Genomic DNA, 23,251 nt, shown 5'->3' on the forward strand with positions numbered 1-23,251 from the left:
TTAAGCCCCCTTAATGAACCAGACTCTCCAGTTCGGGCTGGAGCTTGTGCCGCAGGGCGTACAGCATGGCGGCACCGACCAGGAAGGCAGCGGCATCGGCAATGACCAGCGACCACACCACTCCATGGAAGCCATTCGTCCGGTTGGCGAAGAAGAGCACAGGAATCAGTGTGACCCCTTGAATAATCGACATTACGAATGCGGCCGTTCCTTGCGCAGTAGCCTGGAAGATCCCCATGAATAAGGTGGTCAGCCCTGATATGAATAAGGACAAGAAGGTGACATGCAGAATGTAGCTGCCCATTTGAATCATTTGCGGATCTCTGGTGAACAGACCGATCAGATGGTCGGAGATCAGATAGACGACGATGCCGAATACGGCAGCCATGGCGGCCATCGCTTTGACCGTGAATCCGATGGTATGCTTCATGCGCAGCTTATCCGCTGTGAATGAGAAGGCAATGAGCGGCACGACTCCCTCGCACAAGCCCATCAGAATAAACTCGGGGAATTGCAGCAATCTTGAGGATATCCCGTAAGCGGCTACAGCCGCATCCCCATATTCGATCAGGAACAGATTGAAGATCAGCGACATGGCTCCCAGAAAAACACTCATGATGAAGACCGGAACGCCGATTTTGAACACATTGCTGAGAATATCCTTGGTGGCCTTGAACCATTTGAAGGAGACTGTGAGGAATTGGCTTTTGTAGCCCATATGGAAGGCATAGTAGGCACTCGCAACCATGTTGGCCACAACCGTTGCCGACGCTACGCCAATTACACCCCAGTGGAGCACGAAGATAACCAGTGCATCGAGCAGGATATTAACCACCACGCTGAGCATCATACCGATCATGGAGACGATAGCTGCACCCTCGGAGCGGACCATATTCTCCAGCGTAAAGAACAATACGACAAACGGCGCGCCAATCAGCATGACTGTGACATAATCCTTCGTGAATCCATAGGAATCCGGCGTTGCCCCCAGACTGTGCAGGATGGGGCCGATCAGCGGCAGGCCCACGGCCATCACGAGGAGGCCAAGCACGAGACTGCTGTAAAAGGCGAAGGAAGACACTTGCTTCACTTCGTCGTATTTGTGCTCACCCAGCAGCCGCGAGATGTAGGTGCCGCTGCCGATGCCCACCAGATTGCCCAGCGCCATGATGATGGCGAACAGCGGCAGGGTCAAGGCGAGTGCGGTCAGCATGGCCGTATTGTGGAGAGTGCCCAGGAAATAGGCATTCAGAATCGAATAGATGACGTTCATGGATGTGCCTAACATCATGGGCACGGCGAAATGGGCGACGGCCTTGGTGATGGGTGCTTTTTCAAAATAATAAAGGTTTTCGGTATCCATTAGGGATCACTTCTTTCACTGATTTTTGTTAATCTAACGGCGTTAGATTGAACCTTACAGTGTTAGATGATATCATGAACCTAATGGACTGTAAAGCATAAACTTACACTGTTAGATAAAAGGGCGGATAGCGATGAAAAAAGCACAACCTCAAATCTCGGAAGACCGGATTCTGGAAGCTTCGTGGGAGCTTCTCAGGGAGGGGGGGATCGAGAAATTCAGTATGCGGCGTCTGGCGGACCGGCTGGGGATTCAGGCTCCCTCGCTGTATTGGTATTTCAAGAGCAAACAGAATCTCTACCAGCGGCTGGCCAACCACATCTCCAGAGTCATCCTGGAGGAGCACCGCCCGGAGGGCGACTGGAAGGAGCAGCTGACAGAATTTGCGGTAACGGTACGGAGTGTGCTCAGCCGGTATTCCTGCTCTACGCAGCTTATGATGATGACGCTGCCCCACGAGCCGGACATTATCCGGTTCAACAACCGGATGCTGCACTGTGTGGAATCCACGCCGCTTGAGGAGGCGCAGAAGGTGCAGGTGGTCACTACACTTGTGAACTTCGTGTTCTTCTTCGTGCTGGATGATTACGAGCATGAGCGTAATGTCTCCATGATGGCTAAGGAACAGCAGGAGCCTCCGGGCGAGGAACTGCTCCGCCTGATGGACTCCATGAGCGAGAAGGAGGTTGGGTTATTCCGGAGGATGTTCAAGAACGGACTGTTCGAGCTGCTGGGGACCGATGGGGCTTTTGAATTCGGCCTGAGGCTGATTCTGCTCGGGACCGAGCAGGTGATTAAGGAGCATGAGGAGCAGCAGAACCAGAAGTAAGCGCAGGGGGAAGATAACAAAAATAACAAATGGTAAATCGGTGATTGGGGCTTATTATAGTGGGACATCTGTTTGAGAGGTTTGATGGGATGTTTGTTTTGTTTGTATTGTAGCTTCTATATATATTGTTATTGCTAACGTAATTATAACAAAATATAATGAGGGTAGTTAAGCGCCGGAATGCGCAAAAACAGTATAGGAGGAACTATGAAACAACTACAAATCGACCTGTCGAACTGGGAATTCAGAGCCTGCGGTGATGAAGAATGGCTTACGGCTGTTGTGCCGGGAACGGTGCATACGGATCTGCTGCGCAATGGCGTTATCGATCAGCCCTTCTATGGAACGAATGAACATGAGCTGCAATGGATTGATAAAAAGGACTGGGAATACAGAACCGGATTTGTATTAGAAGAGGCATGGCAGACGCTGGCGGTTACGGAGCTGGTGTTCGCCGGGCTGGATACGTATGCCGATGTGTATGTGAACGGCGTGCACGCCTTGTCCGCAGATAATATGTTCCTGTCCTGGACCATGAATGTGAAGGGGCTGCTGCGGGCGGGTGAGAATGAGATCCGCATCGTCTTCCGCTCGGTGGTGACCGAGGATCTGCCAAAGCTGGCGGCACTGGGCTACAATCTGCCTGCGCCGAATGACCAGTCTGAGTTAGGTGGTCTTCAAGAGCAGCGGATCAGCGTATTTGCCCGCAAAGCGCCGTATCACTACGGCTGGGACTGGGGTCCCCGATTCCTGACCAGCGGGATCTGGCGGGAAGCTGTGCTGACAGGCCGTAACGTTGCGGCGATTGAGGATTTGTACATTCGCCAGCATGCGGTGAATGAGCAGGAGGCCCGGCTGACAGCCGTGATTGAAGCGGACGCACCGGAAACGTGGAGCGGGATGCTGCGGTTAAGTACCGAAGGGCAGGAATGGATGAAGGCGGTTACGCTTACTCCGGGCAAGCAGACGCTAGAGCTTGAGCTGGTGATTGACCGCCCGCGCCTGTGGTGGTGCAACGGCCTGGGCACGCCGGAGCTGTATCATTTCTGTGCAGAGCTGCTGCAAGGAGCGGAGGCTGTAGCAGTATCGGAGGTAACGACGGGGCTTCGGGAAATTAAGCTGGTGCGTAAGCCGGATGCGCAGGGGGCGTCGTTCCATTTTGAGCTGAACGGGGTGCCGGTCTTCGCCAAGGGTGCCAATCATATCCCGAATGACAGCTTCATTACGGAGGTTACGGAAGAACGTTACCGCCATGAGATTGCCACGGCCGTGGAATCCAATATGAATATGCTGCGGGTGTGGGGCGGCGGCTTCTATGAAGAAGAAGTGTTCTACCGGCTGTGTGATGAATACGGGCTGCTGGTCTGGCAGGACTTCATGTTCGCCTGCAGCATGTACCCGGGCGATGAGGCGTTCCTGAATAATGTCCGCGCAGAAGCGGTATATAATGTCCGTAAATTGCGTAACCACCCTTGTATCGCGCTCTGGTGCGGGAACAATGAGATTGATTCGGCCTGGTCGCAGTATGAGGAGAGCATGGGCTGGGGCTGGAAGGAGAAGCTGAATGCTGAGATTCGCCAGAGTTTATGGACTGCCTATGAGGAAATCTTCCACCGGATTCTGCCGGAGGCCGTGGCTGCGAACCATCCGGGTATGGACTACTGGCCGTCCTCACCGCTGCGCGATCTCACCGGTGGTCAGGATCAGCATGCCACGCGGATTATGGGCGACGGGGATATCCACTATTGGGGTGTCTGGCACGCCAAGGAGCCGTTCGAGAACTATAATCTCAAGGTGGGACGCTTCATGAGCGAATACGGCTTCCAGTCCTTCCCGGAATTGAAGTCGGTGCTGAGCTATGCAGAGGAAGAGGAGCTGGAGCTGGAATCGAAGGTAATGCTGGCCCATCAGAAGAACGGATCGGGCAATCAGCTGATTAAGGAATATATGGATATGTACCTGCCGCAGCCGAAGGATTTCCGGGGTTTCCTGTACATGAGCCAGGTGCTTCAAGCCGAGGCGATCCGCATGGCTATGGAGAGTCACCGCCGTAACAAGCCTTATTGCATGGGCACACTGTACTGGCAGATGAATGACTGTTGGCCGGTAGCTTCCTGGGCGGGCATGGATTATTACGGGCGCTGGAAGGCGCTGCAATATACGGTGCGCCGCAGCTTCCAAGAGGTGCTGTTGTCTGTAGACAGCACGGATGGGGAGAGCGTCAAGGTCTATGGGGTATCTGACCGGCGGGAGGCATTGGACGCAGAGCTGGTTCTGCGGCTGCATGATATCAGCGGCCTATTGCTGCGCGTATGGTCACAGCCGGTAACCCTTGCTGCGGATTCATCGGCTGTGGTCTTCACACTGCCGCTGGCCGAAGTGTTGGAGGGCCGCGAACCAGCCAGTGTGCTGCTGGTGGCTTCGCTCCTGGAGAGCGGGCAGGCGGTGGAGCAGGGGCTGGGGACAAGGCAAGTGCTGGAGCCTGAGACAAGACAGGTATTGGAGTCTGAGACACGGAAAGTGCTGGAGCGCAAGGAGCATTACTTCGCCCGGGCGAAGGATATTCCGCTGAGCAAGCCGGTCATCACGGTGACAGAGGCACCGGGAAGCAGCGGGCAGAGCTTCACGCTGAGCAGCGATGTGCTGGCGCGGGGCGTGCACCTGACGGTGGAAGAAGAGGGTATCTTCTCGGATAATTACTTCGATCTGCTGCCGGGCGAGCCGAAGACGGTGGAGTTCTCGATTCGGAGCGGGAGCAGCGGCGGAGGGGCAGACTTCACCCCTGCCGCGCCGACAGGACTCGTAGTCCGCTCGATGGCGGATTATATCTAATCACGAACTCTCACGCAGATGAGGATACTTCCGTAACCGTGGACTTGCCTGCAACTGTGATTCCGCCGCAACTGTGATTCCGCCGCAGCGGGGATCCCGCAGTAGCGTGAATTCACCTCTGGAGTCGTGGCTCCCCTGACCCACAGCCGGCTTGCGGACTGACATGACCTTATTTGCTCATAAACTAACCTGATTTCTGTTCTTGCGGACTCAGAAGACTTTATTGTCTTCCGGGCTGGCCGTTTCAAGGCGAAATCGCACGAATAGGGGCCTCTGAGTCCGGATGATTGGGCCAAAGCGGCTATTTATGCGGAATAGCGGATTCTCAGTCCGCATGAGCATCAAAATTCAGTATATGGGCAGCATGATTCAGTATACGGGCATCATGATTCAGTATAATCCAACAAAGAGCGGTCCCCCGTCATCGGAGGACCGCTCTTTGTTGAATATGGCCGCCTTCAGGCCGGTTCGATGAACATCTCACCCAGGATCTGCCCGGTGCGATATGCATGCTCGGGAAGCGCAGCGGCGGTGAAGGCAGCCACATCCTCTGGCTTGATATCGTACATAACCTCGATTTCTCTGGCGAAGAGAAGATGTCCTTCGGCCAGCAGCTCAGGCATAGCCGGGACATCAGCAGGAGCAAGAGGCTCAGGGATAAGCTGCTGTAGTGCGTCCACGTAGTTTTGCAGCGTACGGGACCCGACGAGCTTGATGCCTTGGTTCTCTTCATTGACCATCACAAGGGTCGGGAAGCCGCGTACGCCGAGCTGGGCCACCTTCTGGAAATCCTCCTCCAGCAGCTCCTGTGCCGCTTCCAGTCCTGCGGCCTGAACGATCTCATCGCCGGGTAATCCCAGACTATTCACAATATCCGCGAGGACCTTATCTTCTCCGATATTCCGGTTGAAGACGAAGACGGCTTCTCTGGCGCTCCGCAAGTAGGCCAGTTCCTTCCCCGGATGTCTCTGCTGGATCACCTTGAATACTCTGGAGGGCGGATAAGAGGACATGACCGGATTGTTCAGCCATAGGGTGCCGTCAATGGGCATGCGGTAATGCGCTCCGACTTCCTTCCAGTGACCCGCTACATCGGCTGGCTGCTGTATTCCATTTGCCTTGTCAGCGAAGCCATTCCAGCCGGCTAATAATCCGCCCATCAGAGGCTGTAGATCAAAGTACTTGCCATACTGCTGGATAAACCGGTTCAGGGTAGGCTCGATGGCCCAGCAGTGTGAACAGATCGGATCAGTCGCATAATAGAGAGTAACTTTGGGCTGCTGTTGCGGATTGAAATCTATAATTTGTGTATGCTCCTCGTCGCTTACCCCGCATACACCTGTCTTCAGATCACAGATCATAGGATTTGTATTCATATTAAGGGGTTACCTCCTCCGTTTCTACTTGTAGTATGATTATAATATCTGGCATCAGATTAACAAGTACTATTGTTTTTAATACCTGGTATATAAAATATACTAATGGAGGAATCCCCTATGAAATATGAGGTTGACTTAACGCAGATGTGCCCTGCCACCTTTGCCTTTCATGTCATCGGCGGGAAGTGGAATCTGCCTATCCTCGCTTTACTGAGCGAAGAGGGGCCGATCCGGTATAACGAACTAAAAAGAAGACTGAACGGCATCACCGGAACAACGCTAACGAACTGCCTCAAGGATCTTATCGACTACGGGATTATCCACCGTGAGCAATATCATGAGGTTCCTCCGCGCGTCGAGTATTCCCTTACTCCCTCCGGGCAGGAATTGGTTCCGTTAATTGAAGAGATCGTGGCTTGGGGAGCGAATAACATTCATGCCTTAGGGGGACAGAAGGTATAGGATTTTTTTCCCGGTGAATCCGTTCCCTCCGGTTGACTTGCGTATGACCCGCCCCTATGATGATAAATAATATGTAACATTAACGCTCGCATAAAGCTCGCACACAGAGGAGAGAAACAGCATGGCTATGGAGATTGAACGCAAATTCCTGCTGCCGGAATACCCGGAGCGGCTGATTGAAGAAGGACAGCTTAAGGTGCTGACCCGTCACAGTATTGACCAGACGTATCTTGCGATTGAGGACGGGCAGGAGCTGCGGGTGCGGAAGATCACGGATCTGGACACAGGCGAGGTTACTTACACGCACACGTTCAAGGATGGCAAGGGCATCAGCCGCCAGGAGATTGAATATTTCATTTCTGCAGGGTTGTATAATCAGATGATTGAGGCTGTGAAGGCAGTCCCGCTGGTCAAAACCCGCATTACAGGCGTATGGAACGGTACAACGGTGGAGATTGATCTCTATACCCAGCTGGAGCTTACGGTGCTTGAGGTAGAGTTCGATTCGCTGGAGGAGGCGGAAGGCTTTATAGCCCCGGAATGGTTCGGCCTGGATGTCAGCACAGAGAAGAAGTACAGCAACAAAACCGTCTGGAAAGAGCTTCAGGGCAAATAGCCCCGGTGAGCCTTAATCTTATAGAATCAGCGGACTTTAACGCGTAAACGTGGTACTATGTACAGTAAATAAAGAGGGGTTCAGGAGGATGAGACGGGTATGGAGTATATAAGCACAAGAGGCAAGGTAGCGGCCAGAGGCTTTATTGATACGGTTCTGATGGGGCTGGCGGATGACGGCGGGTTGATGGTACCGGCCGAGATTCCGGTGATCTCCCCCGAGAAGCTGGAAGAATGGAGAAGCCTGAGCTTTCAGGAGCTTTTCCTTGAGATTTTCTCCTACTATACGAATGACGAAATTCCTTATGAGGATCTGCGCTCGATGGTCTACACCAGCTATGGCAGCTTCCGCGCTCCGGAAGTAACGCCGCTGCACAAAGTGAGCGATTCCCTATACGTGCTGGAGCTGTTCCATGGGCCGACGTTTGCCTTCAAGGATGTGGCGCTGCAGTTCATGGGCGAGCTGTATTCCTACATTGCCAAGGTGCGGGGCGAGATTATCCATATTCTCGGGGCTACCTCCGGCGATACCGGAGCGGCTGCGATTCAGGGTGTGCGCGGCAAGGAAGGCATCAAGATCTGTATACTTCATCCGCACGGCAAGGTCAGCAAGGTGCAGGAGCTGCAGATGACTACCGTAGATGACAGCAATGTGCTGAACCTGTCCGTAGAGGGTAACTTCGACGACTGCCAGAAGATTATCAAGGAGCTGTTCGCCGATCTCGACTTCAAGGGACGGTATCACCTGCGGGCGATTAACTCGATTAACTTCGTGCGCATTCTGGCGCAGACGGTCTATTATTTCCATGCTTATCTGCAGCTTCCGGGAAGCGATCAGAAGAAGGTCAATATCAGCGTGCCTTCGGGTAACTTCGGCAATATTTTCTCAGGCTACCTGGCGCAGCGAATGGGTCTGCCGATCCACAAGCTGATCATCGCCACCAATGAGAATAACATCCTCGAACGGTTCGTGGTCACCGGCGAATACAAACCAGGCAGCTTCACGGGCACCTACAGCCCGTCGATGGATATCCAGGTGGCGAGCAATTTCGAACGCTATCTGTATTATCTGCTGGACGAGGATGCGGATAAGCTGTCCGGATACATGGCAGCCTTGCAGAGCGAGGGCGCGATTAAGGTGGACGGCGAGCTGCTGGCCCGGGTACAGGCGGATTTCTCCGCGCTGGGCGTGAAGAATGCACAGTGTCTGGAGATCATCAGCAAGTACCAGCAGGAATCCGGCTATCTGCTCGACCCGCATACGGCGTGCGGCGTAGCGGCCTACGAGAAGTTCAGCGCGCCTGATGAAGTTAGCATTGCTTATGCTACAGCGCATCCGGCCAAGTTCGACGAGGCGATTGCCTTGACCGGCATCAAGCAGGAGTTCCCGGCTCAGATCTCGGCCCTGTTCGAGCAGCCGCAGCATCAGGTCGTGGTCGATCATGATAAGGCGGAGATCGTGCGCCAGCTTGTAGCTTTTTACGGGTAAAATAGGTGCGTGTCCAGTGGGGCCCGCGCAGGATGAAGACAGCCCCCGCCGGGATAAGCGGGGGCTGTTTGCTGCCGCTCGTATTGTGGGACACTGGATAGTACATGTACCTAACTGCCCAGTGCTAACTGCCCAGTGCTAACTGCCATTGCGCGCTGCTCACCGCTACTGCGCCTAACCTGCCTCCGCCAGTCGGGTGATTGCATTATGTACAATAGAAAGTCCCCAAAACACCTCTAAAATCAATTCTGTTGTATTTGATACAGCAGATTTATAGGGGAAGGCCTGCTACAGGCGCAAACTCCAAATTCTGTTGTACGAAATACAGCCGAATGGCAAAATGGGAGCCTTACACCGGATTCTATTGTACGAAGTACAATTGCAGGCTGGGTTGTGGGAAATGCAAGGCTAGGTTGAAATGCAAGGCTAGGTTGGAGTGAATGTCTCTGTGTGGGATGCAAGGTAAGTTAGAGTAGAGTGGATCTGTGTGGGATGCAAGGTAGGTTAGAGTGGAGTGGCTCTGTGTGAGATAATGCATGGCCCCCAGGAGGTAAAGGCTGGACGAATGGCCCCATGCTCCGAGGAGCGTTGGACGACGAATGAAGGTGAATCCTGTGCCTATTCTCAGGTGCTTTTTTTCACAATCGAAATCTAGCGGAATTTGTCGGAAATTACGGTATATAAGTGGACATACCTATCATGGAATGAGAAAATAGCAGTTATAGCTTATATATTTAAAAAAGGACGGGATCATACATGACTATTCGTTTCGGGGTTGTAGGGACTAACTGGATTACAGACCGCTTTGTGCAGGCGGGACTTGAGAATGAGGAGTTTCTGCTTACGGCCGTGTATTCCCGCACAGAAGAGAAGGGACAGGCTTTTGCCGCCAAGTATGCCGGGGCTTCGATCTATACGGATCTGGAGGCGATGGTATCAAGCGCAGAGGTGGACGCGGTCTATATCGCCAGCCCCAACTCGATGCATGCGGAGCATTCATTGATCTGTCTGAACCACGGTAAGCATGTGATCTGTGAGAAGCCGGCGGCCTCCAACAGCCGGGAGCTGAAGGCGATGATTGAAGCAGCGCGCAGCAATGATGTGCTGTTCATGGAAGCGATGAAATCCACGTTCATGCCGAATTTTGGCGTGATCCGGGATAACTTATATAAGCTGGGTCAAGTCCGGCGCTACTTCGCGGGTTATTGTCAATACTCTTCGAGGTATGATGCTTACCGCCAGGGGACGGTGCTGAACGCATTCAATCCTGAATATTCCAACGGCTCTCTGATGGATCTGGGGATCTATTGCTTATATCCGATGGTGGCTTTGTTCGGCAAGCCGGATTCGGTCAAGGCCGTTGGGCTGATGCTCGCTTCAGGTGTGGACGGGGAAGGCAGTATGGTCATGCGTTACCCGGACATGGACGCGGTGGTCATGCATTCCAAGATTGCCGATTCCTATCTGCCTGCTGAGATTCAGGGCGAGAACGGAACGATGGTGATCGACAAGATTAACCAGCCCTATCAGGTCAAAATCCACTACCGTGACGGAACCGTCGAGGAGCTTACGCTCCCGCAGGTGTATGAGGCGATGTACTATGAGATTGAGGAGTTCATTCATCTGCTGAAGAGCGGGCAGCGGGAGAGCGCGACCAACAGCCACGCCAATTCCCTGGCGGTGGCAGAGCTGATGGAAGAGGCGAGAGCCCAGATTGGCCTGCGGTATGCTTCGGATCTCTAACGTAACGGGCAACCTGGTCTGCATTATATATTGAAATGGGGAGCGGAACTTGAAGACGTTCAAAAAGGTATACATCGAGATCACAAGCGTCTGCAACCTGGCCTGCAGCTTCTGTCCGCCCACGGAGCGGCAGAAGAATTTCATGAAGCTGGAGACGTTCAACACCATTCTTGATGAGATCAAACCGCATAGCAATCATATCTATCTGCATGTCAAAGGCGAGCCGCTGCTGCATCCGAAGCTGGGCGAGCTGCTGGATGCCGCGCATGCCAAGGGCTTCAAGGTCAATATTACGACCAACGGCACGCTGATCCGTAAAGCGGGGCCGAAGCTGCTCGGCAAGCCGGCACTGCGGCAGATGAACTTCTCGCTGCACAGCTTCGACGGCCATGCAGGCTCGGAGAACCGTGAAGGTTATCTTACAGAGATCATCCAGTTCGTCCGGGAGATCTCCGCCCAAGGTGTCATTGTCTCGTTCCGGCTCTGGAATCTGACGGAGGACAACCGGACGAATCTGGAGAAGGAGCGCAACCGTGAGACGCTGGCCCTGCTGGAGGAGGCTTTCGGACTGGGCTACAGGATCGAGGAGAAGGTCGTCCCCGGCAGCGGCGTGAAGATTGCCCCGCATGTGTACCTGAACCAGGACCACGAGTTCAGATGGCCGGCGCTGCATGAGCCGGAGGATGACGGCAAGGGCTTCTGCCATGCGCTGCGCAGCCAGGCGGCGGTCCTGGTAGACGGCACCGTTGTGCCGTGCTGTCTGGATGGCGAAGGGGTGATCAACCTCGGCAATATTCATGAGCAGCCGTTCTCTGAGATTGTCGAGGGGGAACGGGCGAATAATCTGTTCTATGGCTTCTCGCGCCGGGAAGCTGTTGAGGAGCTGTGCCGTAAATGCGGCTACCGGCAGCGGTTCGGCACCTAGCCGGAGCGCGGAGCCGGAGTGGGGGATGGTGTCGGTGCATACCGGCAAAGCAGCAGGGTGATGCTACTGGGAAGACAGAAATATTTATAAGGCCGGATCATACGAAAAGAGGGAATAGATGCCTACTATACTTGTTGCAGACGACGATGCGAATATCCGCGAGCTTGTCTGCCTATTTCTGCGCAATGACGGATTCGATACCGCTGAAGCGGCAGACGGGCAAGAAGCGCTGGCGGTCTATGCCAGAACGCATGTGGATCTGGTCATCCTGGATATTATGATGCCGGTGATGGACGGCTGGGCGCTATGCAAGGAGCTTCGCAGAGCAGACCCGGAGCTGCCGCTGTTAATGCTGACGGCGAAGGGGGAGACCTGGGAGAAGGTGAAGGGATTCGAGCTGGGAACCGATGATTATCTGACTAAGCCCTTTGATCCGCTGGAGCTGACGGTCCGGGTCAGAGCCTTGCTGAAGCGCTCGGGAATCGGCAAGTCGCATACGATCCGTATCGGAGAGGTAACGCTGGACCGGCAGACCTACAAGGTGATGAACGGGACAGAAGCGCTGTCCCTGCCGCTTAAAGAGTTCGAGCTGCTGTATAAGCTGGCCGGAACACCGGGGCAGGTCTATACCCGCGAGCAGCTGATCGACCAGATCTGGGGCATTGATTACTCGGGGGATGACCGGACGATAGATGTACATATCAAGCGCCTGCGTGAACGGTTTGCGGCTTCGCCGGATTTTCGGATCGAGACTGTCCGCGGTCTGGGATACCGGATTGAGGTTACTGAATGATCAAGTCCTTATATACCCGTGTGGTCCTGACTTATCTGATCTCCGTAATCGGGGGGACAGTGATCTCCTTCAATCTGGCAATCTGGATATACAAAGATGAATTGAATGAGAACCTGCAGTTTCAATTGCTACGCTTCGCACAAGATGTCGTACAGATCTATGATGCCTTTCCGCTGACGGAAGCTGACAAGTTCGTAAGCGGCATGAAGCAGCTTGAGACCTATCATGTGCGGATTTACGATGCGAACGGCGGGGTTCAGTCTTATGGCGGGCCAGAAGGAATGAAGCTGGAGACCGTGACTGAAGCGCAGGTGCAGCAGGTGCTGGCAGGCGGAATTGTGCAGGTCAATCCGTCAGGTATCTCCATCAGCCTGCTAGGGATGCAATTAACTACGGATACGGGAAAAAAAGCATTGTTCGTAGAGCCGGTCGGTCCCCCCTCCTCCGCTTTTGTGCTGAAATGGCTGGTGAATTTCGTGGTGTATTCGCTGGTCTCCGGGAGTCTCGTGATCTTGGTGGCGGCCATGTTCGTGGTCCGGCCGATTAAGAAGCTGACCAACGCGACGCGCAAGATCGCAGCCGGGGACTTCAACGTGAAGCTGAATATCAAGCAAAAGGGAGAGCTGGGCGCCCTCGCGCGCAGCTTCGAGGAGATGACGCATGATCTGCAGCAGCTGGAGCAGATGCGCCGTGACTTCGTGTCGAATGTATCTCATGAGGTGCAGTCGCCGCTGACCTCCATCTCCGGCTATGCCCTGGCGCTGAAGCAGATGAATATTCCAGAGAGCGAGCGGGGCCGCTATATCGATATCATCATCGGGGAAGCCGAACGGATGTCCAAGATGAGCGACAGCCTGCTGAAGCTGAGTCTGCTTGAATCGCAGTCCCAGCAGCTCCGGTTCACCACCTTCAGCCTGGATGAACAGATCCGGCGTGTGATTGTTGCTCTTCAGCCGCAATGGTCGGCCCGGCGCATCAACTTCGATCTTCAGCTGACGGCTGCCACGCTGACGGCGGATTATGACCTGTTGAGCCAGGTATGGACGAACCTGCTGGGCAACAGCATTAAGTTCTCCGGGGATGGGGGAGTAATCAGTGTCCATACGAAGCAAGATAATAAAAGTGTAACCGTTCGTGTATCCGACACCGGCATCGGGATCGCTCCCGAGGACCAGAAGCGGATCTTCGAACGCTTCTTCAAGGCGGACCGCTCCCACAGCAACAAGTATAACGGCAGCGGGATGGGGCTGGCCATCGTGAAGCAGATCGTCCTGCTTCATCAAGGAGATATCCGGGTCGAGAGTGAGCTAGGCGCAGGCACAAGCTTCATTGTAACGCTGCCGCTGAATACACCGGCAGATTAGATTATTACACCGTTCATCCTCCGTTCATATTACCGTCACGGAGAGTACATTTTCATTATATATACTATCCTTAGCACTTCATCAAGGCAGTACATCCGATTCATAGGGACAGGTGATTGTATAATGAAAAAAGGACTCAGAATCCTGCTTAAGTCTATAGCGGCATTGATGATTGTGATCGTATTGTTTTTTGCTGTAGTATTTGTGGTCAATATGATCAGCAGCAAAGCGGAGCTGAAGAAGATTGAGCCGTATGGGCAGCTTGTGCCAGTCGATGGCAAGAAGATGAACGTACTTGTCCAGGGATCGGGTGAGGAGACCGTGGTGCTGCTGACGGGGTATGGCACCGGGGCACCGGCGCTTGATTTCAAACCGCTGGTAGACGAGCTGTCTCCTAACTCCAAAGTAGTCGTGGTGGAGCCGTTCGGCTATGGCTTAAGTGACCGGACCGATAAGGAACGGACCTCGGACAATATCGTCAGTGAGATTCATGAAGCATTGCAGCAGCTTGGAATCAAGCGTTACACCCTCATGGGGCATTCCATCGCCGGAATCTACGGGCTGGATTATGTGAACAAGTATAAGGATGAAGTGACGGCCTTTGTGGGAATCGACAGCAGTGTGCCGAACCAAGGGGGCTTGGACGATGAAATACCGGTGGGAACGCTTAAGTTCCTCGACAAATCCGGCATTGTGAGATTGTTCCAAAAGATAGGCGGCGACCCGTATGCCGGGCTTTCGTTCGACGAGCATACCAAGCAGCAGATGAAGATGATCGCCACCAAGAACTCAAACAATGACACTGTCGTGAATGAGAGTAAGTATTTCAAGGAGAATTTCACAGCAGCCCAGGCGCTGACCTTCCCCAAAGAGCTTCCGCTGCTGCTCTTCGTACAGTCAAATAATACCGATGTTGAGGGCTGGATGCAGCTGCATGAGGAACAGGTGAAGGATTCCGTGTACGGTAAGCTGGTGCCGCTCAATGGCGGACATTATCTGCATCATACGCTGTCCAAAGAGATTGCCAAGGATTACAGAGAATTCATGGCAGGTGTGAAATGAGAGGAATCTGATTCCCGGCCAACTATCTGATACAATTGAACAAGAGCTCTTCGCAGCCGCAGGCTTCTATAATAGAAGCTTGCGGTTTGTTCCATTCCGGGGACACTCTGATTCAAACCTGAAGCCCATGGGCTATTGTATATAGATTGCTATTACATAGGGAGGTATGCAAATGCTGAAATCATTACGGGCTATAGAGGCGTATCGTGAAGGAGAATGGCCTGCCGGAGAAGGCTATCCGTGGCTGGAGTACATCGTGCAGGCAGAGCAGACGATTGTGAACCTGGAGCGGGTAGAATCGCTGCAGTCGCTTGCGCAGCAGAATCCGGTGCTGGATTATGTAGAGCGGAGTCTGCGGGTGCTGGACAGTCTGCCGCTGTCGTATTGGATCAAGGAGCTGGCTGAGGAGACGCTGATCTGGTCGGAGACGGCTAAGGGCGGGACTCTCCGGCAGCGGCGGAGCTGGCAGGAAGAGGGTATTAATATTTTCGTTCATAATATCGGCTCCGCAGAGTTGTACCGGAGGTATGCAGAAGGGATGAAGCAGGACGAGGCAGGCTCTGCGGAGAAGAGACGGGTCATACATACGCTGATCGAGACGCATGGGCTGATTGGACAGCAAATCCGCGGCGAGGTTCCGCCTTCCGTCAATCTTCCGTTGTCCGCACTGGTGGAGCAGGGACTGCTGGGCGCAGAGGAGCTGGAGCGGCTGCTGTTCGCACTGAATCACTGCATCATTGCTGCGGTATCCCCGGAGCTGTGGCAGGAGGTCCGCCTGCAGGTCATGGAGCTGATTGCTGTAATTGCTTCAGGGAATCTGCAGCCTGAAGTCCCGATGAAGGAACGTCTGCGGAGAATGCGCGCCGGGTCCATTGCGCAGGGGGAGGATTACGAGACGGAGTGGGACGGGCTGGTGCAGGAGGGCTTCCTCCCAGCTGCGCTGGAGCCGCTGCAGCCTGCCACCTTCTGGTATGTGGAATCGGCGCTCCAGACCTTCTCGCTGGAGCAGTTCCTGAAGGTCATGAGTCTGGTGGCCGGCAGCGGCCCGCTTCAGCTAAGCCATCTGAGCCATCTGAGCTTCGAGGCGGTCATGAACAGTATTCATTATGACTATAAGGGCAGCAAGAAGATCAACGTCTATAAGAAACGGATTATTGAAAAGTATCTCTCGGAGCTGAGCTGGGAGGAGATCTACAGCGGCGTGAAGCCTTCCGGCAGCAACCCGCATCTTACGCACAGGCTGCGGGGTAAGGAGCATCTGCCGGATACGCTGTTCTTCCAGTTCGAGTTCTCAGCGGCAGCGGAGAAGCTGATTGAGTTCTGTATGGAGGCCGAGAAGTCAGCGCTGTATGAACGGGCGGTCATGCTGCTGTTCGACCTGTTCGATCTGCGGCGGGATGCTTTCGACCGCTTCCACAATGAGGATACGTACTTAAGCCAGATGAATGATACGGCTGACTATAAGGCAGTGATTCTGGACTACGTTACCGGAGGGAAGGTGCTGGACATCGGCCCCGGCGGCGGGGTGCTGCTCGATCTGATTGAGGAGCGGATGCCGGAGGTGGTGCCAGTGGGGATTGATATCGCAAGCAATGTGATCGAAGCGCTGCGGCAGCGCAAGCAGCGGGAGGACCGCCGCTGGGAGGTGCTCCAAGGCGATGCGCTGAATTTGAAGGATTATGTGGAGCCGGGCACGGTGGACACGGTGATTTTCTCATCCATCCTGCATGAGCTGTATTCCTATGTGCCGCTGGACGGCCGGAAGTTCAATCACGGCACGGTGGCGGCAGCCCTGACCAGTGCCTTCGAGGTATTGGCTGACGGCGGGACGATCATTATCCGCGACGGCATAATGAGCGAGCCGGAGGATGAGCTGCGGCGGGTACAGTTTCTGGAGGCGGACGGCATGGCGTGGCTGGAGCGGTACGCGAAGGATTTTGCCGGAAGGAATATCCGTTATGAACAGCTGGGCGAACACGAGGTTCTGATGCCGGTGAATGATGCGATGGAATTCCTGTATACGTACACCTGGGGGGAGGAAGCCTACATTCATGAGGTTCAGGAGCAGTTCGGCTACTTCACACCTTCGCAGTACACCGCATTCATTCAGCAGACGCTGGGGGACCGGGCCAAGATAGAGGTCTTGCGTCATTACCTGCAGGAGGGCTACACGGAGGCGCTGGAGAACAGAGTGGTTATGATGGACGATAACGGGCAGGCGGTGCCTTTGCCGGACAGCACCTGCTTCATCGTAATCCGTAAGGACGGTGGGAGGAATTCCGTGCTTGCTGGCAGGTAATGGGGATGTAGTGTTAAGTAACTTGCCTATACTCTAATGCTCAACGTTTGGCTATTGCACTTTGTGCAATAGATGTCTCTGAAATCGACGGGAAAGTAGCTTCTATTGCACTCTATACAATAGAATTCGCCGGAAATGGCCTTCTGGAGCCTAAATCCAGTAATCTACTGTATGAAATACAATAGAATGCGTTCTAGGGCAATATAGAGCGGAATCTATTGCAGAAAATGCAATCAGGGAACACAAGAACACAACGGAGTGGCCATCGCCGCGTCCACTCCAGTGCTGAAACCCATCTTATGTAATTAAAAGGCTGTCCCGCGTAGTCATATTCATGACTTAAAGGACAGCCTTTTGAGTTATAAAGTATGGTTATACTTTGAACTTGCTCGGCGTTATTTAAGCGTGATGATCAGCTCGCTGATTTTGCCGCCTTGTACCTTGAATTCATGGGTGAACTGCTGCGGGGCGGGAACACGGTTCTTATTGAACTCCCCCTCCATCTCAGCGGTCACCGCAATGCGGCCCTGGATTTCTTCAATTTCCATAATAGTAAAGCGGACCTTAGCAGAGAATAGCTCGGATTCTCCCCAAGCCGCTATAGCCTCTGTGCCATCGGCCGACTTCCCGTTATCCTTCACGGTAGCGCCGGGTGCGAACAATTCGATCAGAGCGTCAGGCTGGTATTGGTTCACTGCATTGTAGAAGTCCTGTACCTCAATTGGCAAGGTAACATGTTGATTCATGAATATCTGCCTCCTGTAAGTAGATTAGTGGGGAACGGCATGTCCACCGGAATGAGCCACTAGGCCACCGCTGAAGCGGCAGGTGCCGTGGTCATCCATACACTAACTTAAACGTATCCGGGCATCCGTAAGCAGGAAAAAGAATGGGGCGGGGTTCAGCTTACGGATAGAGCTGGTTCTGCCCGGCGAAGGGAGCGGCGTCCTTGCGGAATTCTGAAGGTGAGCAATTCATGACTTTGCGGAACACTTTGATGAAATAGCTGACGTTGTCGAAGCCGACATCCATGGCAATATCGGAGATTTTGCGGTCCCCCTGCTTCAGCAGGGCTGCGGCCTGGCGAACCCGATAGGAGTTGATGTAATCGACGGGCGTCTTGCGGGTCATGCTTTTGAAAAAACGGCAGAATTGCCCTTCGCTCATCGGAATCAGCCCCGACAGGTCACGGGTACGGATCGGCTCCTGGTAGTTGTCCTGGATATAGAGAATTACCCGCTTCAGGCGGTCAATCTTCGTGGGCTCCGCGCCTTCGGACTGGCTGTGGTTGACGAAGCGCCCCGGCTGCGCAATCTGCGAGAGCATAATCAGCAGGGTCCCTTTCATAAAAGCTTCGAATCCGGGCATTTGTTGATCATACGCGTTCATCATCCGGTTCAGATGCAGCAGCAGCTCCGCCTGCCAGGGAACAGAAGGGGTGAGGTGGCGCGGAAAGCTCTGGCGTTTCTCCTGAAGCGGCAGAATAACACTCTGCTGGATGGTATCATATTGGGCGCTGGCCAGCAGGTCGGGGTGGAAGACAAGGGCGCAGAAGCGGCAGGGGGTCTCTGTAAGCGCGTATGCGGCATGGATATCCCCGGATTCAATGAACACGGCCTCACCGGGGCGAAGCGTGAAATAGTCGGTGTCCACCTGAAACAGAATCTCGCCTTCCAGCAGCAGGAAGAACTCGGCTTCCTCATGCCAGTGGGTGTCCAGGACATGCGCTCCGGCGGGAAGGTCGATCCAGTAGGCAGCCAGGGGGAACATGACATCCCCGTGTTCGCGGTCTTCTTTGAGCAAGCGCTGCGAGGTACGGTCCATTAGGGGCCTCCTTGTCTGATTACGTCAAAATAGTGTTATAAATGAGCTATATATTATTAGTTTTGAGGTTTTATTATCGGTATAATGCAACTATATACACCAAATCGAAGGGTGGCAAGTGCACATATGAAATTTACAGACGGCTTATGGCTGGTTCGTGACGGAATTACAATCAATGGTGCAGTGCAGAACTATGTAGTAGAAAAAACAGAGGAAGGCCTGACCGCCATCACGCAGACGACTCCCATCACGGGACGTTCGGCGACACTCAACTCCACACTGCTGACGGTGAAATTCCATTCCCCGCTTCCGGGCGTGGTTGGAGTCAAAATTATTCATAACGACGGCGTCATTCCACGCGGACCTTCGTTCGAGCTGACTGAGGGAACCGGCGATCATGTTCAGGTGGAAGAGAGCGAAGCGCAGACCGTGCTGATCAGCGGGGGACTCCGCGTAGTCATCAACAAGGGCACACACTGGTCGGTGGACTTCTACCGCGGCGACGAGCGTATTACCGGTAGCGGTTACAAATCAATGGCCTATATCACGGATCAGGACGGCAACACCTTCATGCGTGAAGAGCTGGACTTAGGCGTCGGCGAATTCGTGTATGGCCTGGGTGAACGCTTCACGGCTTTTGTCAAAAACGGCCAGGTGGTCGATCTGTGGAACAAAGACGGCGGTACAAGCTCCGAGCAGGCGTACAAGAACGTTCCGTTCTATGTGACCAGCAAGGGCTACGGCGTCTTCGTGAACCAGCCGGAACTCGTCTCGTATGAGATTGCATCTGAGAAGGTGAAGAAGGCCCAGTTCAGCGTAGCCGGAGAGAGCCTGGAATACTTCGTGATTGAAGGGCCGACGATTAAAGAGGTCATCACGAAATACACCTCCCTGACCGGCAAGCCTGCGCTGCCTCCGGCCTGGACCTTCGGCCTGTGGCTGACGACTTCGTTCACTACAGACTACGATGAAGCTACGGTGAACTCCTTCGTGGAAGGGATGGCCGAGCGCGATCTGCCGCTGCATGTGTTCCACTTCGACTGCTTCTGGATGCGCGAATATCAATGGACAGATTTCCAGTGGGATTCCCGTGTGTTCCCGGACCCGGTGGGCATGCTGAAGCGCCTGCACGACAAGGGGCTCAAGATTTGCGTGTGGATCAACTCCTATATCGGACAGCGCTCCCCGCTGTTTGAAGAAGGCCGCAAGAACGGTTATCTGCTCAAAAAAGCCAACGGCGACGTCTATCAGACCGACCTCTGGCAAGCGGGTATGGGACTGGTCGACTTCACGAACCCTGCGGCTTGTGAATGGTATGCCGGTTACCTGCGTGACCTGGTGGATATGGGCGTAGACAGCTTCAAGACCGACTTCGGCGAACGGATTCCGACCGATGTGGTATACTTTGACGGCTCCGACCCTTACAAGATGCATAACTATTATACCCAGTTGTATAACAAGGTTGTATTCGAGGTGCTGGAAGAGAAGCTCGGCAAAAATGAAGCTGCCGTGTTCGCACGCTCCGCTACCGCTGGCGGCCAGCAGTTCCCGGTTCACTGGGGCGGCGATTGCTATGCCGACTATGAATCCATGGCAGAGAGCCTGCGCGGCGGCCTGTCGCTCGGCCTGTCCGGCTTCGGCTTCTGGAGTCATGACATCGGCGGGTTCGAGAACACCGCTCCGGCGCATGTCTTCAAGCGCTGGCTGGCCTTCGGCCTGCTCTCCAGCCACAGCCGTCTGCACGGCAGCACCTCGTACCGTGTGCCTTGGGCGTATGACGATGAAGCCGTGGACGTTACCCGCTTCTTCACCAAGCTCAAGTGCAGCCTGATGCCGTACCTGTATGATGTAGCCGGACAGGCACATGAGCAGGGCTGGGCCTCGATGCGGGCCATGGTGATGGAGTTCCCGGAAGATCCGACCTGTGAAGTGCTGGACCGCCAGTACATGCTGGGCGATTCCTTGCTGGTCGCTCCGATCTTCCAGGAGAACGGCGAAGTGAAGTATTACCTGCCTGCTGGCCGCTGGACACACCTGTTGAACGGTGAGACCGTACAGGGCGGAGCATGGCGCAAGGAGAAGCATGACTTCTTCAGCCTGCCGCTGTTCGTGCGTCCGAACACCTTGCTGGCCTTGGGCAGCGAGGACAGCCGTCCGGATTATGATTTTGCCGACGGCGTGAAGTTCGGCCTGTACTCCCTGGAGGACGGGAAGTCTGCTGCGGCGACTGTGCGCGATATCCACGGCGCACCTGAGCTGAAGGTAGAAGCTGTACGCAGCGGCAGCACTGTAAAGGTTACTGCCGAAGGCAGCGGCAAAGCATTCACCCTGGCGGTGAAGGATCTCGGCGCTATCGCTTCCGTGGAAGGTGCGGAGCAGGTAGATGAGACTATAGTGAAAGTGGGCGCCGGTGAGAAGTCCGTAACGTTCACGATTGCGCTGAAATAAGTGAACTATAGACGGAATTAACACACACGCAAGACTGAATTAACACAACTATAGACCGAATTAACACACCCGCACGCTGGCTTAGCCTATGGCTGTGCCCTTAAGTAACCAAGCTCTCTGATGACAGGGGACATTCGTCTCCTGGATCGGGGAGCTTTTTGGGGATTGGCGGCGATGGGGGAGTGCAATGGCACACACGATGAGCCACAACGGGCTAATTGCTGCCAGAAATGCAACAATCCCCGCAGCAGGAGCAGGGCTATGGCGAATTGTTGTCAAAAATGCAGCATTTCAGCTTCCTTGGGCCAATCAGCGGCAAAATTCCTGCATTTGGTGCAACATTGCACCGGAACAGCCGATTTTACGGGCATCAGTGTTGCAGATAGTGCAACATTAGTCGGGCAGGAGTCGTGCCAAAGTTGGGTTAAAGTCGGGAAAGCCGGGTCAAAGTTGAGCCAAGTTACTGTACAGCACCAGCCGCACCAGCTCACCAGCCCATTAGCCATAGAAGCAGAAATAGAATAGAGGAGTCGATGACTATGAACAATATTGAGAACAGTCTAGGCGGAGTACTGAGCCAGCCGGAGTTCACCTCGGCCACCGCGCTATCTACAGCCGCCAACTATATTATGAACGCGGCGGAGCCGTTCACCCATACGTACCGCACCTACATCCGTCTGCGGGAGAACGGGAGCCTGACGCTGAAGTTCTGGCATAGCAATGCGGTGGATTCGACCTGGGACCTGGGCGCGGATGCCGTAGCCAGTGAACCGGGCGGCGAGTGGAGCATCGAGGCGGCATATCTCGCCGATGGCGGAGCGGCGCCGGACGGCAGCATTGTGCCGGGCTCGCAGGTGCCGGTTACCTTTGGCGGCGAATTGTCGCGGCGTGTGAAGCCGGGTGAGCAGTTCTGGAGCGACGAAGCGCTTCTGGAGCTGCGGGAGGGCCATATGCTGGCCTTCACCTGGACCTTGAAGACGGCTGGCGCAGGCAAGTCATTCCCCTTCAATGTGGAGGGAATGCTGGTCTCCGGCTACGATGCGCCGGGTACACAGGCAGCGCAGGAGTCAGCGGCGGGGTTCAGTGAATCGGATAAGCTCCAGGTGCTGCCAAGCTTCCTGGGTTACAAGAAGCAAGTGGTGAAGAGACTGGTATTCCTGGGCGATTCCATCACGCAGGGGGTGCGGACCGCCAAGGACCAATATGCGCACTGGGCGGCAAGAATTGCGGAGGGGCTGGGTACAGAGTATGGAGTGTGGAATATCGGCTCCGGCTGGGGCCGGGCCTACGATGTAGCCACGGACGGTCCCTGGTTGCATAAAGCACAGCAAGGTGATGAGGTGCTGATCGTGCTCGGCGTGAATGATCTGGATATCGGCCAGCGCTCGGCAGAGGAATTGCTGGGGGACCTCGCACACATTATCTCCCGGATCAAGGAAGCACAGCCGGAGGCAGCGGTAATTCTCAGCACGGTGCCGCCTTTCAATTTCGAGGGCGAGCCTGAGACCCATTGGCGTAAAATGAATGAATGTATCCGCATGAGTCCTCCGGCCGGAGTGGACCGCGTGTTCGACATCGCTGCCGTGCTCTCTGTTGCTATTCCTGCTGACCACCGGATCAAGCCGGAGTATATGAGCGACGAGTTCGACCCGCATCCGAACGGTGCGGCGGGCAAGGCAGTGGCGGCGGCTTTTCTGGAGTGGTACAGAGGTTAGCGAAATTTAACAGCAAACGGACTCCAGTAAGTTAGTAGAGCATCAGCTATTCATCTGTGGATGGGTGAAGAGCCATGGAGGACTAAAAGGGTGAAGTAACCGGAGCGAA

At 54.4% G+C, this 23,251-nt stretch carries 17 protein-coding genes; 13 read left to right on the plus strand and 4 right to left on the minus strand.

Annotated elements, in window-relative coordinates; translation table 11 throughout:
* Nucleotides 1-10: 10 nt before the first annotated feature.
* Nucleotides 11-1,363: an MATE family efflux transporter gene (locus C173_RS27665; protein ID WP_036731234.1), complete on the minus strand. Its 1,353-nt coding sequence runs from the start codon at nt 1,361-1,363 to the stop codon at nt 11-13.
* A 133-nt stretch (nt 1,364-1,496) separates the two neighbouring features.
* On the opposite strand from C173_RS27665, the gene C173_RS27670 reads away from it, so the two are divergent.
* Nucleotides 1,497-2,192: a TetR/AcrR family transcriptional regulator gene (locus tag C173_RS27670; protein WP_036731236.1), complete on the plus strand. Its 696-nt coding sequence runs from the start codon at nt 1,497-1,499 to the stop codon at nt 2,190-2,192.
* Nucleotides 2,193-2,399: 207 nt separating this feature from the next.
* Nucleotides 2,400-5,024, plus strand: a complete 2,625-nt coding sequence (locus C173_RS27675) for a beta-mannosidase (RefSeq protein ID WP_036731239.1) — start codon at nt 2,400-2,402, stop codon at nt 5,022-5,024.
* A gap of 458 nt (nt 5,025-5,482) precedes the next feature.
* On the opposite strand, the gene C173_RS27680 is transcribed toward C173_RS27675, so the two are convergent.
* Nucleotides 5,483-6,400: a DsbA family protein gene (locus C173_RS27680; protein WP_036731241.1), complete on the minus strand. Its 918-nt coding sequence runs from the start codon at nt 6,398-6,400 to the stop codon at nt 5,483-5,485.
* 120 nt (nt 6,401-6,520) lie between these two features.
* Between C173_RS27680 and C173_RS27685 the strand changes: the two genes are divergently transcribed.
* From C173_RS27685 to C173_RS27725, 9 genes are all read left to right on the plus strand, one after another.
* Nucleotides 6,521-6,865, plus strand: coding sequence for a winged helix-turn-helix transcriptional regulator (locus C173_RS27685; RefSeq protein ID WP_036731243.1), 345 nt, complete (start codon nt 6,521-6,523; stop codon nt 6,863-6,865).
* Nucleotides 6,866-6,986: 121 nt separating this feature from the next.
* Nucleotides 6,987-7,481 (plus strand): CYTH domain-containing protein, encoded by a 495-nt coding sequence (locus C173_RS27690; protein ID WP_036731246.1) that lies wholly within the window; start codon nt 6,987-6,989, stop codon nt 7,479-7,481.
* A gap of 99 nt (nt 7,482-7,580) precedes the next feature.
* Complete coding sequence (gene thrC / locus C173_RS27695; protein WP_036731249.1) at nt 7,581-8,969, plus strand: threonine synthase; 1,389 nt, start codon at nt 7,581-7,583, stop codon at nt 8,967-8,969.
* A 756-nt stretch (nt 8,970-9,725) separates the two neighbouring features.
* On the plus strand, nt 9,726-10,712 hold the full coding sequence (locus C173_RS27700) for a Gfo/Idh/MocA family protein (protein WP_036731252.1): 987 nt from the start codon (nt 9,726-9,728) through the stop codon (nt 10,710-10,712).
* Nucleotides 10,713-10,761: 49 nt separating this feature from the next.
* Complete coding sequence (locus C173_RS27705; protein ID WP_036731254.1) at nt 10,762-11,637, plus strand: radical SAM/SPASM domain-containing protein; 876 nt, start codon at nt 10,762-10,764, stop codon at nt 11,635-11,637.
* A 118-nt stretch (nt 11,638-11,755) separates the two neighbouring features.
* Nucleotides 11,756-12,430, plus strand: coding sequence for a response regulator transcription factor (locus tag C173_RS27710; protein ID WP_036731256.1), 675 nt, complete (start codon nt 11,756-11,758; stop codon nt 12,428-12,430).
* Nucleotides 12,427-13,794, plus strand: coding sequence for a sensor histidine kinase (locus tag C173_RS27715; RefSeq protein ID WP_036731258.1), 1,368 nt, complete (start codon nt 12,427-12,429; stop codon nt 13,792-13,794). The genes C173_RS27710 and C173_RS27715 overlap by 4 nt, the downstream gene beginning before the upstream one ends.
* Nucleotides 13,795-13,917: 123 nt before the next feature.
* A complete protein-coding gene (locus tag C173_RS27720) occupies nt 13,918-14,856 on the plus strand; it encodes an alpha/beta hydrolase (protein WP_051478502.1) in 939 nt (312 codons plus the stop codon).
* Between the two features lie 172 nt (nt 14,857-15,028).
* On the plus strand, nt 15,029-17,155 hold the full coding sequence (locus C173_RS27725; protein ID WP_036731261.1) for a class I SAM-dependent methyltransferase: 2,127 nt from the start codon (nt 15,029-15,031) through the stop codon (nt 17,153-17,155).
* 395 nt (nt 17,156-17,550) lie between these two features.
* Here C173_RS27725 and C173_RS27730 read toward each other — a convergent pair whose 3' ends face one another.
* Both C173_RS27730 and C173_RS27735 read right to left on the minus strand, forming a co-directional pair.
* On the minus strand, nt 17,551-17,901 hold the full coding sequence (locus C173_RS27730) for a nuclear transport factor 2 family protein (RefSeq protein ID WP_036731262.1): 351 nt from the start codon (nt 17,899-17,901) through the stop codon (nt 17,551-17,553).
* A 160-nt stretch (nt 17,902-18,061) separates the two neighbouring features.
* Nucleotides 18,062-18,979, minus strand: a complete 918-nt coding sequence (locus tag C173_RS27735) for an AraC family transcriptional regulator (RefSeq protein ID WP_036731263.1) — start codon at nt 18,977-18,979, stop codon at nt 18,062-18,064.
* Between the two features lie 126 nt (nt 18,980-19,105).
* Between C173_RS27735 and yicI the strand changes: the two genes are divergently transcribed.
* Nucleotides 19,106-21,427: an alpha-xylosidase gene (gene yicI, locus C173_RS27740; protein WP_036731266.1), complete on the plus strand. Its 2,322-nt coding sequence runs from the start codon at nt 19,106-19,108 to the stop codon at nt 21,425-21,427.
* Between the two features lie 539 nt (nt 21,428-21,966).
* Complete coding sequence (locus C173_RS27750; RefSeq protein ID WP_036731271.1) at nt 21,967-23,142, plus strand: SGNH/GDSL hydrolase family protein; 1,176 nt, start codon at nt 21,967-21,969, stop codon at nt 23,140-23,142.
* Nucleotides 23,143-23,251 lie beyond the last annotated feature (109 nt).

This window comes from Paenibacillus sp. FSL R7-277, assembly GCF_000517965.1.
Classification (GTDB): Bacteria; Bacillota; Bacilli; order Paenibacillales; family Paenibacillaceae; genus Paenibacillus_AQ; species Paenibacillus_AQ silagei.

Bases quoted from the DNA above. Each gene is read 5' to 3' on its own strand.
- C173_RS27665 (WP_036731234.1), bottom strand. From the start codon at position 1,363: ATGGATACCGAAAACCTTTATTATTTTGAAAAAGCACCCATCACCAAG.
- C173_RS27670 (WP_036731236.1), top strand. From the start codon at position 1,497: ATGAAAAAAGCACAACCTCAAATCTCGGAAGACCGGATTCTGGAAGCT.
- C173_RS27675 (WP_036731239.1), top strand. From the start codon at position 2,400: ATGAAACAACTACAAATCGACCTGTCGAACTGGGAATTCAGAGCCTGC.
- C173_RS27680 (WP_036731241.1), bottom strand. From the start codon at position 6,400: ATGAATACAAATCCTATGATCTGTGATCTGAAGACAGGTGTATGCGGG.
- C173_RS27685 (WP_036731243.1), top strand. From the start codon at position 6,521: ATGAAATATGAGGTTGACTTAACGCAGATGTGCCCTGCCACCTTTGCC.
- C173_RS27690 (WP_036731246.1), top strand. From the start codon at position 6,987: ATGGCTATGGAGATTGAACGCAAATTCCTGCTGCCGGAATACCCGGAG.
- thrC (WP_036731249.1), top strand. From the start codon at position 7,581: ATGGAGTATATAAGCACAAGAGGCAAGGTAGCGGCCAGAGGCTTTATT.
- C173_RS27700 (WP_036731252.1), top strand. From the start codon at position 9,726: ATGACTATTCGTTTCGGGGTTGTAGGGACTAACTGGATTACAGACCGC.
- C173_RS27710 (WP_036731256.1), top strand. From the start codon at position 11,756: ATGCCTACTATACTTGTTGCAGACGACGATGCGAATATCCGCGAGCTT.
- C173_RS27715 (WP_036731258.1), top strand. From the start codon at position 12,427: ATGATCAAGTCCTTATATACCCGTGTGGTCCTGACTTATCTGATCTCC.
- C173_RS27720 (WP_051478502.1), top strand. From the start codon at position 13,918: ATGAAAAAAGGACTCAGAATCCTGCTTAAGTCTATAGCGGCATTGATG.
- C173_RS27725 (WP_036731261.1), top strand. From the start codon at position 15,029: ATGCTGAAATCATTACGGGCTATAGAGGCGTATCGTGAAGGAGAATGG.
- C173_RS27730 (WP_036731262.1), bottom strand. From the start codon at position 17,901: ATGAATCAACATGTTACCTTGCCAATTGAGGTACAGGACTTCTACAAT.
- C173_RS27735 (WP_036731263.1), bottom strand. From the start codon at position 18,979: ATGGACCGTACCTCGCAGCGCTTGCTCAAAGAAGACCGCGAACACGGG.
- yicI (WP_036731266.1), top strand. From the start codon at position 19,106: ATGAAATTTACAGACGGCTTATGGCTGGTTCGTGACGGAATTACAATC.
- C173_RS27750 (WP_036731271.1), top strand. From the start codon at position 21,967: ATGAACAATATTGAGAACAGTCTAGGCGGAGTACTGAGCCAGCCGGAG.